Origin of the sequence: Cellulomonas pakistanensis (assembly GCF_016862755.1) — a bacterium.
Classification (GTDB): domain Bacteria; phylum Actinomycetota; class Actinomycetes; order Actinomycetales; family Cellulomonadaceae; genus Cellulomonas; species Cellulomonas pakistanensis.
Genome location: NZ_BONO01000022.1, coordinates 1 through 13,060 on the forward strand (window position 1 = coordinate 1; position 13,060 = coordinate 13,060).

A 13,060-nucleotide genomic window follows, 5' to 3' on the forward strand; every position below is an offset into this window, starting at 1 on the left:
GGCGGGCTGCGACAAGTCGCTGCCGGGCATGCTCATGGCGGCCGCCCGCCTCGACCTGTCGAGCGTGTTCCTGTACGCGGGGTCGATCATGCCGGGCTGGGTGAAGCTCGAGGACGGCACCGAGAAGGACGTCACGCTGATCGACGCGTTCGAGGCGGTCGGCGCGTGCTCCCGCGGCCTGATGTCGAAGGGCGACCTGGACCGCATCGAGCGCGCGATCTGCCCGGGCGAGGGCGCCTGCGGCGGCATGTACACCGCGAACACGATGGCGTCGGTCGCCGAGGCGATGGGCATGTCCCTGCCCGGCTCTGCCGCCCCGCCGAGCGCCGACCGCCGCCGGGACAACTTCGCCATGCGGTCCGGCGAGGCCGTCGTCGAGCTGCTCCGGAAGGGCATCACCGCCCGGCAGATCATGACCAAGGAGGCGTTCGAGAACGCCATCGCCGTGGTCATGGCGTTCGGCGGCTCGACCAACGCCGTGCTGCACCTGCTGGCCATCGCGCACGAGGCCGAGGTCGACCTCACGCTCGACGACTTCAAGCGGGTGGCCGCGAAGGTGCCGCACCTGGGCGACCTCAAGCCGTTCGGCCGGTACGTCATGGCGGACGTCGACCGGATCGGCGGCGTGCCCGTCATCATGAAGGCGCTGCTCGACGCGGGCCTGCTGCACGGCGACTGCCTCACCGTCACCGGGAAGACGGTGGCGGAGAACCTGGCCGACATCGCGCCGCCCGACCCGGACGGCAAGATCCTGCGCGCGCTCGACAACCCGATCCACCGCACCGGCGGGATCACGATCCTCGACGGGTCGCTGGCCCCCGAGGGCGCCGTGGTGAAGTCGGCCGGCTTCGACACCGACGTGTTCGAGGGCACCGCCCGGGTGTTCGAGCGCGAGCGCGCCGCCCTGGACGCGCTGGAGGACGGCACGATCCAGGCGGGCGACGTCGTGGTGATCCGGTACGAGGGCCCCAAGGGCGGCCCCGGCATGCGCGAGATGCTCGCCATCACCGGCGCGATCAAGGGCGCGGGGCTGGGCAAGGACGTCCTGCTGCTCACGGACGGCCGGTTCTCCGGCGGCACGACCGGCCTGTGCGTGGGGCACGTCGCGCCGGAGGCGGTCGACGCCGGGCCGATCGCGTTCGTGCGGGACGGCGACCGGATCCGGCTGGACGTCGCGAACGCGACGCTCGACCTGCTGGTGCCGGAGGAGGAGCTCGCGGCGCGCCGGGTCGGCTGGCAGCCGATGCCCCCGCGGTACACCCGCGGCGTGCTGGCGAAGTACGCCAAGCTGGTCCAGTCCGCGTCGACGGGCGCCGTGCTGATCTGACGCGCCGCCACTCACCTGCGCGAACGCGCACCCCGGCGGGCCCCGGCCGCTAGGGTCGCGTGGGGTGCCGGCCGGGCGCCCCGACGCGAGGGGGACGAGCGTGACCGAGCTGCCGCCGGCGGGGACCACCGCCGTCAGCACCCGCGGCCTGCGGAAGACCTACCGGCACCGCGGCCGGCAGGTCGTCGCCGTGGGTGGCCTGGACCTCGACGTGCCGCTGGGCGGCGTGCACGGGTTCCTGGGGCCGAACGGCGCGGGGAAGACGACGACGATCCGGATGCTGCTCGGGCTGATCCGCCCGGACTCCGGCGTCGTGCGCGTCCTGGACCGGCCGGTGCCGCAGGAGCTGCCCGAGGTGGTGGGCCGGGTCGGCGCCATCGTCGAGTCGCCGAAGTTCTTCCCCGCGTTCTCCGGCCGGCGGAACCTCGAGCTGCTCGCCGCCGCCATCGGGACGCCGCCGGCCCGGGTGGACCGCGTGCTCGCCGACGTGGGCCTGGCCGACCGGGCGTCGAGCCCGTTCCGGACCTACTCGCTCGGGATGAAGCAGCGGCTGGCGATCGCGTCGACGCTGCTCAAGGACCCGGACCTGGTGATCTTCGACGAGCCCACCAACGGCCTCGACCCGGCGGGCATCCACGAGGTGCGGCAGACGATGCGCGGCCTCGCGGCGGCCGGGAAGACGGTGCTCGTGTCCAGCCACATCCTGGCCGAGGTCGAGCAGGTGGCGGACACGGTGTCGATCGTGACGCAGGGCCGGCTGGTCGCGAGCGGCCGGGTCGCCGACCTGCTCGCGGCGGCCGGGGCGGGCGAGGCCCGGGTGGGCGTCGAGCGTCCGGACGAGGCGGCGGTGCTGCTCGCGGCGCGGGGCTGGGCCGTGCGCCCCGACGGCGCGGGCGGGCTGCTCGTCGGCGGCGCCGCCCCCGCCGACATCACGCGCGCGCTCGCGGACGCGGGGCTGTACCTGCACGAGCTCGCCCCGGGGCGCGCGGACCTGGAGCAGGTGTTCCTCGCGCTGACCGGCACGGGCGCGCAGGGCACCGCCGCCGCGCACCAGGGCCGGCCGGCGCCGCACGGACGGAGGGCCCGGGCGTGAGCGCCGTCGGGACGGCCGGGCTGATCCGGGTCGAGGCGCGACGGTTCCGCGCCCGCGCCGCGGTGCGCTGGCTGGCACTGCTCGCGGTGGTGGCCGCGCTCGTCGTGGTGACGACGGTGTTCGTCTCCGCGCGCCCGCCCTCGGAGCGGGCGATCGCCGATGCGGAGCAGCAGTACGCGTTCGCCCAGGAGGACTGGGCCGAGAACGGCGAGCAGTACGTCGAGGACTGCCGCGACGGCGAGGCCCTCGAGCGGGAGACGAACCCGGACGCCGACTGGGGCTGCGACGACATGGAGCCGCGCCCGGAGCTCTACCTGCCGGTCCAGCCCACCCTGGCCGACTCCGGCCCCGCCTGGCTGTCGGGGGCGACGACCTTCCTGATGCTGCTCGCGTTCGCCGCGGGGGTCACGTCCGTGACCGCCGAGATCGGCTCGGGCTCGCTCGGGACGTGGCTGACCTTCGTGCCGCGGCGCGGGCGCGTCTACGCGAGCAAGGTGGCGGTGGCCGCCCTGGGCGTGCTGCCGCCGACGGCGCTCGCGCTGGCGCTCACCGTCGGCGGGTCCTGGGCCGCGGCCACGGTGAACGACGCCGTCGGCGAGCTCACCACCGCCTGGTGGGCCGACCTCGGGTGGCAGGCGCTGCGCGCGCTGGCGGCCGCAGCGGTGCTGGGGGCGGTGGGCGCGGCCCTGGGCTTCCTCGCCCGCAGTGCCGCGGGCGCCCTGGGCATCGGGATCGGCTGGCTGCTGCTGGTCGACGGCGTGCTGACCGGGTTCCTGCCGCAGCTGACGCCGTGGACCGTGCGCGCCTCGCTGACCGCGTGGCTCGACGACGGCTACCTGTACTGGGTGCAGGTGCCGTGCGGGCCGGTCGACGGCGTCCCGCAGGTCGGCATCTGCTCCGCGGAGCGCACCGTGTCCATGCTGCACGGCGGCGTGCTGCTCGCAGTGGTCGCCACGGTGCTGGTCGCCCTCGGTGCGCTGGTGTTCCGGCGCCGCGACGTGGACTGACGTCCCCTGCGCGGGACGTTTCCCCGTGACAGGGTGGAGCGCATGGGCTGGACCGTCGAAGATGCGCCGTGGTGGACCCGAGCCGTCGTCTACCAGATCTACCCGAGGTCGTTCCAGGACTCGGACGGCGACGGGGTCGGCGACCTCCGCGGGATCATCTCCCGTCTCGACCACCTCAGCGCGCTGGGCGTGGACGTCGTGTGGCTGTCGCCGATCTACCGCTCGCCGCAGGACGACAACGGCTACGACATCAGCGACTACCAGGACGTCGACCCGTCGTTCGGCACGCTCGCGGACCTGGACGAGCTGATCGCCGGCCTGCACGAGCGCGGCATGAAGCTGCTCATGGACCTGGTCGTGAACCACACCTCCGACGAGCACCCGTGGTTCACCGAGAGCCGCAGCGGACCGGACAGCCCGAAGCGCGACTGGTACTGGTGGCGGCCGCCGCGCGCAGGGATGGCCCCCGGGCAGCCGGGCGCGGAGCCGACCAACTGGCACTCGTTCTTCTCGGGGTCGACCTGGGAGCTCGACGAGGCGTCCGGCGAGTACTACCTGCACCTGTTCAGCCGGAAGCAGCCGGACCTCAACTGGGAGAACCCGGAGGTCCGGCAGGCCGTCTACGCGATGATGCGCTGGTGGCTGGACCGCGGGGTCGACGGCTTCCGGATGGACGTCATCAACCTCATCTCCAAGGACACCACGCTGCCCGACGGGCCCGTGGTCGCGGGCGTGTGGGGCGACGGCAGCCCGCACTACACCGACGGCCCGCGGGTGCACGAGTACCTGCAGGAGATGCACCGCGAGGTGTTCGAGGGCCGCGCCGACCGGCTGCTGACCGTGGGGGAGACCCCGGGGGTCACGCTGGAGGAGGCGCGGAAGTACACCGACCCGGCGCGGCGCGAGGTCGACATGGTGTTCCAGTTCGAGCACGTCGGCCTGGACCACGGCCCCGGCGGCAAGTTCGACCCGAAGCCGCTGCGGCTCACCGACCTGAAGGCGACGTTCGGGCGCTGGCAGGCCGGGCTCGCGGACGCCGGGTGGAACAGCCTCTACTGGGACAACCACGACCAGCCGCGCGTGGTCTCGCGGTTCGGCGACGACGGCGAGCACCGCCGGGCGTCGGCGAAGGCCCTCGCCACGCTGCTGCACCTGCACCGCGGGACGCCGTACGTCTACCAGGGCGAGGAGCTCGGGATGACGAACGCGCACTTCACGCGGTTCGACCAGTACCGGGACATCGAGTCGGTCAACCACGTCGCGCAGGCCCGGACGCTGACGTCGGCGACGGACGAGCAGCTGCTCGCGGGGCTGGCGGCGATGAGCCGGGACAACGCCCGGACCCCGGTCCAGTGGGACGCCTCGCCGCACGCCGGGTTCACCACCGGCACGCCGTGGCTGGCGGTGAACCCGAACCACGTCGAGGTCAACGCCGAGGCCGAGCGCGCCGACCCGGACTCGGTGTTCCACCACCACCGGCGGCTGATCGAGCTCCGGCACGCCGACCCCGTCGTGGCGCTCGGCGACTTCACCATGCTGCTGCCCGAGGACGAGCAGGTGTACGCGTACACCCGCGCGCTGGACGGCGACGCGCTGCTGGTCGTCGTCAACGTGTCGGGGGAGGAGCGGGCCGTCGACCTCGGCGACGCGTGGCCGCTCGCCCACGACGGCGGCTGGGGCGACCTGGTGCTCGGCACGCACGCGGACGCCGGCGGGCCGACGACGCTGCGGCCGTGGGAGGCGCGGGTGGTGCGGCGGCGCTGAGGGCGCCAACCGGCGCGGGGCGGCTCGGCCCCGCGCCGGCGGCGACCCGGGTCAGCCCTGCACGTCCACCACGACGCGCACCGGGTCCTGCAGCAGGTACGCGCGGAACGGCCGCGGCTCGCCGGTCACGCCGACCAGCGCCTGCGACTGCCCCTCGAACGCGCCCAGGTACACGGCCTCCGCGACGGCGGTGCTTCCCGCGGCGGACAGCGGCTCGCCGATCGGCGCCTCGGTCAGCCCGGTCTCGTACGGCAGGACGGTGCCCTCGACGGTCACGCGCAGCACGGCGTCGCCGGCCACCTCGACGACCTCGTCGCTCGGGTCCGCCACGGCGGCGTCGGTGTACTCGACCCGCCACCCAGGGGTGCCGGTGCCGCCGAGCTCGAGCACGACGCGGTCGAAGCCGTCGTGGTGCCCGACGCGGACGTCGGTCACGGTCAGCGCGGCGTCGGCGGAGGCGTCCGCGGTGTCGGTGCTCGTGTCCGCGGGGAACGGCGGCGCGGCGGCGTCGGCCTGGGCGTCGTCGGCGCCGGTGCCGGGGGCCGCGGACGGGTCCGGCGACGCGGTCGTCGTCGGCTCGGGCTCCGGCGAGGCGGTCACGGTCGTCGTGGTGTCGTCCGAGGCCTCGTCGGCAGTGCCGCCGCAGGCGGCGACGAGGGCGAGCACCGCGACGGCGGTACCGGCGAGCAGCGGGCGGCGGACGGTGCGGGATCGCGTCATGGGCAGCACGCTAAGAGCGAGGGCCGCGCTGGACGGGGACGCGCGCGGCGCGCCCGGTCACGACTCGGTACCGATCACTTGCTGGACGCGTGCACCACGATGTGAGACGGCACCCCTCGGGCGTGACACCGCGGCAGGGGCGGCGTAGTGTCGCTCGCATGCGGACGAACCTCCTCCTCGTAGTACTTCCCGAGCGCGCCGGCTAGAGCCACGCACGGAAGGCTCGTCAGCGCGCGCACCCCTCGACCGGCCCGGATCCTCGGGCCCGAGGGGTTTTTTCGTGCCGACGCAGGCCTCGCGCGGCACCACGCGGCACCAGCCGCCGCAGCAGCACCCGCTCCACCCGCACAGACGCAGGAGACACCGATGGTCCAGGGCCCCCACCCGGCACCGCCCCGCAGGCCGGCCACGCCCGCAGCGCCCGCCGGCGCCCCCGAGCCGCGCGAGCCCGCGCGCCTCGCGGAGGCGGCCGCCGTGCGCGACGCGGCCCGCCCCCGTCCCGTCGTCACCGAGCAGGTCACCGGCGCGCAGTCGATCGTCCGTTCGCTCGAGGAGGCCGGCGCCGAGGTCGTCTTCGGCATCCCCGGCGGCGCGATCCTGCCGACGTACGACCCGCTGATGGACTCCACGAAGCTGCGGCACATCCTCGTGCGGCACGAGCAGGGTGGCGGCCACGCGGCGACGGGCTACGCGCAGGCCACCGGCAAGGTCGGCGTCACGATGGCCACGTCCGGCCCGGGCGCGACCAACCTGGTGACCCCGATCGCCGACGCCAACATGGACTCGATCCCGCTGGTGGCGATCACCGGCCAGGTCGGCGCGTCGCTGATCGGCACGGACGCGTTCCAGGAGGCCGACATCGTCGGCATCACGCTGCCGATCACCAAGCACAACTTCCTGGTGACCGACCCGGACGACATCCCGCGGACCATCGCGGAGGCGTTCCACATCGCCTCGACCGGCCGCCCGGGTCCGGTGCTCGTGGACATCGCGAAGTCGGCGATGCAGACGGACACCACGTTCACCTGGCCGCAGCAGCTGGACCTGCCCGGCTACCACCCGGTGACCAAGCCGCACGGCAAGCAGATCCGCGAGGCCGCCCGGCTGCTGGCCACGGCCCGCCGGCCGGTGCTGATGATCGGCGGCGGCGTGATCCGCTCCGGGGCGTCCACCGAGCTGCGCCGCCTGGTCGACGCGTCCGGCGCCGCCGCGGTCACCACGCTGATGGCCCGCGGCGCGCTGCCCGACACGCACCCGCAGCACCTCGGCATGCCCGGCATGCACGGCACGGTGGCCGCGGTCGCCGCGCTGCAGAAGGCCGACCTGGTCGTGGCGCTCGGCGCGCGGTTCGACGACCGCGTGACCGGCAAGCTGTCGTCGTTCGCGCCGAACGCGACGATCGTGCACGCCGACATCGACCCCGCGGAGATCGGCAAGAACCGCGCGGTGGACGTGCCGATCGTCGGCGACCTGCGCGAGGTCATCGCGGACCTGCTGCCCGAGCTCGCCCGCGAGCAGGCCCACCACGGCAAGCCGGACCTCGAGGCGTGGTGGAAGCAGATCGACTCGTGGCGCGAGACGTTCCCGCTCGGCTACGACGAGCCGACCGACGGTCACCTGGCGCCGCAGCACGTGATCTCCCGGATCGGCGAGATCTCCGGGCCGGAGTCGATCTTCGCCTCCGGCGTGGGCCAGCACCAGATGTGGGCCGCGCAGTTCATCAAGTACGAGCGCCCGAACTCCTGGCTGAACTCGGGCGGCCTCGGGACCATGGGCTTCTCGGTGCCGGCGGCGATGGGCGCGAAGGTCGGCGCCCCGGACCGCACGGTGTGGGCGATCGACGGCGACGGCTGCTTCCAGATGACCAACCAGGAGCTCGCCACCTGCACGATCAACGAGATCCCGATCAAGGTCGCGGTGATCAACAACTCCTCGCTCGGCATGGTCCGGCAGTGGCAGACGCTGTTCTACGAGTCCCGGTACTCGAACACCGACCTGCACACCGGCCACGGCACCATCCACGTCCCCGACTTCGTGAAGCTCGCCGACGCCTACGGCGCGGTCGGCCTGCGCTGCGAGACCGCCGCCGACGTGGACGCGACGATCAAGCGGGCGATGGAGATCGACGACCAGCCCGTCGTCGTGGACTTCACGGTGTCGCGCGACTCGATGGTGTGGCCGATGGTCGCCGCCGGCGTGAGCAACGACGACATCCAGTACGCCCGGGGCATCAGCCCGGCGTGGGACCGCGAAGACTGAAGCGGAGAGAGCAGATCATGAGCCGTCACACCCTCTCCGTCCTCGTGGAGAACAAGCCCGGCGTGCTGACCCGCGTCGCCGGCCTGTTCGCCCGCCGGTCGTTCAACATCCACTCCCTCGCGGTGGGCCCGACCGAGCACGACGAGATCTCGCGCATCACGGTCGTGGTCGACGTCGACGCCCTGCCGCTCGAGCAGGTCACCAAGCAGCTGAACAAGCTGATCAACGTGATCAAGATCGTCGAGCTCGAGGACGCCGCCTCCGTGCAGCGCGAGCTGCTCCTGGTCAAGGTCCGCGCCGAGGGCGCCGTCCGCACCCAGGTGCTCGAGGTCGTCGACCTGTTCCGCGCGCACGTCGTCGACGTCGTGCCGGACACCGTCACCATCGAGGCCACCGGGTCGCCGTCGAAGCTCACCGCGCTGCTCGCGGCGCTGGAGCCGTTCGGCGTCCGGGAGATCGTCCAGTCCGGCATCGTGGCCATCGGCCGCGGGCCCCGCTCCATCACGGACCGCGCGCTCGAGCGCGTCAGCCGGTCCGCCTGACCCCGGCTGCACCCCGCAGCGACCCGCACCACCCCGCACGACTCGCACACACAAGGAGAACCATCGTGGCTGAGCTGTTCTACGACGACGACGCCGACCTGTCGATCATCCAGGGCAAGAAGGTCGCCGTCATCGGCTACGGCAGCCAGGGGCACGCGCACGCGCTGAACCTGCGCGACTCGGGCGTGGACGTCACCGTCGGCCTCCGCGAGGGCTCGGCCTCCCGCGCCAAGGCGGAGAACGAGGGCCTCGCGGTCGCGACCGTGGCCGAGGCCGTCCAGGGCGCCGACGTCGTCGTCATCCTCGCGCCGGACCAGGTGCAGCGGCACATCTACCGCGACGAGATCGCCCCGAACCTGGCCGAGGGTGCGGCCCTGGTGTTCGGCCACGGCTTCAACATCCGGTTCGGCTACATCAAGCCCGAGGCCGGCCACGACATCGTCATGGTCGCGCCGAAGGGCCCGGGCCACCTCGTGCGCCGCGAGTACGTCGACGGCCGCGGCGTGCCGGTGATCGTCGCCGTGGAGCAGGACGCGTCCGGCTCGGCCTGGGACCTCGCGCTGTCCTACGCCAAGGGCATCGGCGGCCTGCGCGCCGCCGGCATCAAGACCACGTTCACCGAGGAGACCGAGACCGACCTGTTCGGCGAGCAGGCGGTGCTGTGCGGCGGCGTCTCCCAGCTGATCCAGTACGGCTTCGAGACCCTGACCGAGGCCGGCTACCAGCCCGAGGTCGCGTACTTCGAGGTGCTGCACGAGCTGAAGCTGATCGTCGACCTCATCTGGGAGGGCGGCATCACCAAGCAGCGCTGGTCCGTCTCCGACACGGCGGAGTACGGCGACTACGTCTCCGGTCCGCGGGTCATCACGCCCGACGTGAAGGAGAACATGAAGGCCGTCCTCGCGGACATCCAGAACGGCGCGTTCGCGGAGCGCTTCATCGCCGACCAGGACGCCGGCGCCCCGGAGTTCAAGGAGCTCCGCGAGAAGGGCCAGAACCACCCGATCGAGCCCGTGGGCCGCGAGCTGCGCAAGCTGTTCGCCTGGGTGAAGCCGTCCGACACGGACTACGTCGAGGGCTCCGCCGCGCGCTGACCTCACGCACGTCGCTCGGGCGCCGAGATAGGGCCTCCGCGCCGAGGTAGGACCGTTCCACGTCCTACCTCGGCGGAACGGACCTATCTCGGCGTCGTCGTTTCCCCGCACGTCCGGGAGGATGGGCCGCATGACCGACGACGCGACCGCCGCCGACAGCACGCACCCCGACGAGATCCTCGCGTTCTGGGAGGTCGCCCGGGTGCGCGCCGGGGTCGTCCGGTTCGCCGCGGTCACCGGGCCCGGCGTGGCGGGCACGCTGGTGCCGCCCTCGTGGTCGTTCGGGGACGACCCGGCCCTCGCCGACGAGCTGCTCGGCCTCGTGCTCGACGGCACCAAGACCGCCACGTCGACGGCGCTGGCGGAGTACGAGGCCGCCGACGAGCCGCTGCCGGTGAAGGGCGACCTGTCGATCGTCACCGACGGCGCCGGCCGCCCGGGCGCGCTCATCCGCACCACCCGCGTCGAGACGCTGCCGTTCGACCAGGTCGACGGCGGCTTCGCCGCCGCGGAGGGGGAGGGCGACCGCACGCTCGCGTCCTGGCGCGCGGAGCACGAGCGGTACTGGCGCCGGGTGCTCGCGCCGCTGGGCGCGGAGTTCGCCGCGACCATGCCGGTCGTGACGGAGCGGTTCGAGCTGCTCTACCCGCGGCCCGGCGACCGGTCGGCCGCACCTGCGCCGTCCGAGGCCTGAGACGACCGTCCCGGTTCGTAAGACGAGCACCTAGGGTGGCGGGCATGGCGCAGCGGATCAACCTGGCGGTCGTCGCGGGTGACGGCATCGGCACGGAGGTCGTGGAGCAGGGGCTCCTCGCCCTCGACGCGGCCCTGTCCGGCTCGGGCAGCACGGTCACCACGACCGACTACGACCTGGGCGCGCGCCGCTGGCACGCGACCGGCGAGACGCTGACCGACGCGGACCTCGAGGCGATCCGCTCGCACGACGCGATCCTGCTCGGCGCGATCGGCGACCCGAGCGTCCCGTCCGGCGTGCTGGAGCGCGGCCTGCTGCTCAAGCTGCGGTTCGCGCTGGACCACTACGTGAACCTGCGCCCCGCCAAGCTGTTCCCGGGGGTGGCCTCGCCGCTCGCGAACCCGGGGGAGGTCGACTTCGTGGTCGTCCGCGAGGGCACCGAGGGCCCGTACGTCGGCAACGGCGGCGCGATCCGCGTCGGCACCCCGCACGAGGTCGCCAACGAGGTCAGCGTCAACACCGCCTTCGGCGTCGAGCGGGTCGTGCGCGACGCGTTCGCCCGCGCGAACGCCCGGCCCCGCCGCAAGCTCACGCTCGTGCACAAGCACAACGTCCTCGTGCACGCCGGCCACCTGTGGCGCCGCACCGTCGAGGCCGTGAACGCCGAGTTCCCGGACGTGACGGTCGACTACCTGCACGTCGACGCCGCGACGATCTTCCTGGTCACCGACCCGGCCCGGTTCGACGTCATCGTGACCGACAACCTGTTCGGCGACATCCTCACCGACCTCGCCGGCGCGATCGTCGGCGGCATCGGCCTGGCCGCGTCCGCGAACATCAACCCGGACCGCACCGCGCCGAGCATGTTCGAGCCGGTGCACGGGTCCGCCCCGGACATCGCCGGGCAGGGCAAGGCCGACCCCACCGCGACGGTGCTGTCCGTCGCCCTGCTGCTCGACCACCTGGGCGAGCGCGACGCCGCCGCCCGGGTCGAGGCCGCCGTCGCGGCCGACGTGGCGGAGCGCGCCGGCCGAGTACGGTCGACGGCCGAGGTGGGCAAGGACCTCGCCGCGCGCATCGCCGGCTAGACCCGCCCGCGCGGAGCGCAGTGCCGCGCTACCCGCCGACCCACCGAAGGCCGTCGCCCAGGTACCGTCAGATCAGACTCCTGGTGAAAGGCCGCAACTCATGAGCACCTCCGACACGACCGACCTCGCCGCGACGTTCGAGGTCCGTCCCACCGACGCCCCGACGCCCGACGCCGAGCGGGAGTCGCTGCTCGCCACGCCGAAGTTCGGCACCGTGTTCACCGACCACATGGCGCGCGTCTCCTGGACGCAGGGCCTCGGCTGGCACGACCGCCGGGTCGAGAAGTACGGCCCGCTGCTGATGGACCCCGCGACCGCGGTGCTGCACTACGCCCAGGAGATCTTCGAGGGGCTCAAGGCGTACCGGCACGAGGACGGGTCCGTCTGGACGTTCCGCCCGTGGGCCAACGCCGAGCGCCTGCAGCGCTCCGCCCGCCGGCTCGCGCTGCCCGAGCTGTCGACCGAGGACTTCCTCGCGTCGGTGACCGCGCTCGTGCGGACCGACGAGGCCTGGGTGCCGTCGGGGGAGGAGACCAGCCTCTACCTGCGGCCGTTCATGTACGCGTCGGAGGCGTTCCTGGGCGTGCGGCCGTCGCTGCAGGCCGAGTACCTCGTGATCGCGTCGCCGGTCGGCTCGTACTTCGCGGGCGGCGTGAAGCCCGTGTCGATCTGGGTGTCCGAGGACTACGCGCGCGCCGCGGCCGGCGGCACGGGCGCGGCCAAGTGCGGCGGCAACTACGCCGCGAGCCTGCTCCCGCAGCAGGAGGCGCACGCGCACGGCTGCGAGCAGGTGTGCTTCCTCGACGCGGCCACCGGCACGCTGCTCGAGGAGCTCGGCGGGATGAACGTGTTCGTGGTGCACGCCGACGGCTCCGTGGCGACCCCGCGGCTGACCGGCTCGATCCTCGAGGGCGTGACGCGCTCCTCGATCCTGCAGCTGCTGACCGAGGACGGCCGCGAGGTCTCCGAGCGGGACATCCCGCTGGCCGAGCTGCTCGCCGGCCTGCGCGACGGCAGCGTCGCCGAGGTGTTCGCCTGCGGCACCGCCGCGGTCGTGACCCCGATCGGCCGCCTCGCGGGCGGCGACTTCGACGAGACGGTGGGCGACGGCAGCGCCGGCCCGGTCATGCAGAGCATCCGGCAGCGCCTCACCGACATCCAGTACGGCCGCGCCGCCGACCCGCACGGCTGGATGCACCGCCTGGTGTGACCCCGGGCGTCGGCCCCGTCCCGCACGGTGGACGGGGCTGACGCCGGGCGTGACGTGTGCCACGATGAGGCCATGTCCGCCCCGCGACCGATCGTCATCGCCTAGCGCGTCCGCCCCACCCCCGCGGACGCGCCGACCTCCCGAACCCGGGGGGTCTTTTTGTTGCTCGACCCTGCCCGCCCACCCGGCGCGCACCACCGGCAGCTCGCCTCGTCCCCTCGCCGAGAGAAGCACCCCCGTGACCGAGCCCACCGCCCCCGAC

At 73.6% G+C, this 13,060-nt stretch carries 11 protein-coding genes; 10 read left to right on the forward strand and 1 reads right to left on the reverse strand.

Annotated features, from left to right (window positions below; genetic code table 11):
• The 4 genes from Cpa01nite_RS13835 to Cpa01nite_RS13850 all read left to right on the forward strand — a co-directional run.
• A partial coding sequence (locus tag Cpa01nite_RS13835) for a dihydroxy-acid dehydratase (protein ID WP_203669342.1) occupies positions 1-1,327 on the forward strand: 1,327 nt, incomplete at its 5' end.
• Between the two features lie 100 nt (positions 1,328-1,427).
• Positions 1,428-2,420, forward strand: coding sequence for an ATP-binding cassette domain-containing protein (locus tag Cpa01nite_RS13840; RefSeq protein WP_203669343.1), 993 nt, complete (start codon positions 1,428-1,430; stop codon positions 2,418-2,420).
• Positions 2,417-3,427 carry an ABC transporter permease subunit gene (locus tag Cpa01nite_RS13845; RefSeq protein WP_203669344.1) on the forward strand — a complete coding sequence of 337 codons (1,011 nt, stop codon included), beginning with the start codon at positions 2,417-2,419 and terminating at the stop codon, positions 3,425-3,427. Before Cpa01nite_RS13840 ends, Cpa01nite_RS13845 begins: the two co-directional genes overlap by 4 nt.
• A 42-nt stretch (positions 3,428-3,469) precedes the next feature.
• A complete protein-coding gene (locus Cpa01nite_RS13850) occupies positions 3,470-5,191 on the forward strand; it encodes a glycoside hydrolase family 13 protein (protein WP_203669345.1) in 1,722 nt (573 codons plus the stop codon).
• A gap of 51 nt (positions 5,192-5,242) precedes the next feature.
• Here the strand turns inward: Cpa01nite_RS13850 and Cpa01nite_RS13855 are convergent, their stop codons facing one another.
• The gene (locus Cpa01nite_RS13855) at positions 5,243-5,911 is read right to left on the reverse strand and encodes an AMIN-like domain-containing (lipo)protein (RefSeq protein ID WP_203669346.1); all 669 of its coding nucleotides are present in this window, start codon (positions 5,909-5,911) and stop codon (positions 5,243-5,245) included.
• A gap of 366 nt (positions 5,912-6,277) precedes the next feature.
• Between Cpa01nite_RS13855 and Cpa01nite_RS13860 the strand changes: the two genes are divergently transcribed.
• From Cpa01nite_RS13860 to Cpa01nite_RS13885, 6 genes are all read left to right on the forward strand, one after another.
• Positions 6,278-8,170, forward strand: a complete 1,893-nt coding sequence (locus Cpa01nite_RS13860; RefSeq protein ID WP_203669347.1) for an acetolactate synthase large subunit — start codon at positions 6,278-6,280, stop codon at positions 8,168-8,170.
• A 17-nt stretch (positions 8,171-8,187) separates the two neighbouring features.
• Positions 8,188-8,712 (forward strand): acetolactate synthase small subunit, encoded by a 525-nt coding sequence (ilvN, locus tag Cpa01nite_RS13865; RefSeq protein ID WP_203669348.1) that lies wholly within the window; start codon positions 8,188-8,190, stop codon positions 8,710-8,712.
• 65 nt (positions 8,713-8,777) lie between these two features.
• Positions 8,778-9,806 carry a ketol-acid reductoisomerase gene (gene ilvC, locus Cpa01nite_RS13870; protein ID WP_203669349.1) on the forward strand — a complete coding sequence of 343 codons (1,029 nt, stop codon included), beginning with the start codon at positions 8,778-8,780 and terminating at the stop codon, positions 9,804-9,806.
• A 130-nt stretch (positions 9,807-9,936) separates the two neighbouring features.
• On the forward strand, positions 9,937-10,500 hold the full coding sequence (locus tag Cpa01nite_RS13875; protein WP_203669350.1) for an ASCH domain-containing protein: 564 nt from the start codon (positions 9,937-9,939) through the stop codon (positions 10,498-10,500).
• A gap of 44 nt (positions 10,501-10,544) precedes the next feature.
• Complete coding sequence (locus Cpa01nite_RS13880) at positions 10,545-11,588, forward strand: 3-isopropylmalate dehydrogenase (protein WP_203669351.1); 1,044 nt, start codon at positions 10,545-10,547, stop codon at positions 11,586-11,588.
• A gap of 100 nt (positions 11,589-11,688) precedes the next feature.
• Entirely contained in the window at positions 11,689-12,798 is a 1,110-nt protein-coding gene (locus tag Cpa01nite_RS13885; protein ID WP_203669352.1) for a branched-chain amino acid aminotransferase, read from the forward strand.
• Positions 12,799-13,060 lie beyond the last annotated feature (262 nt).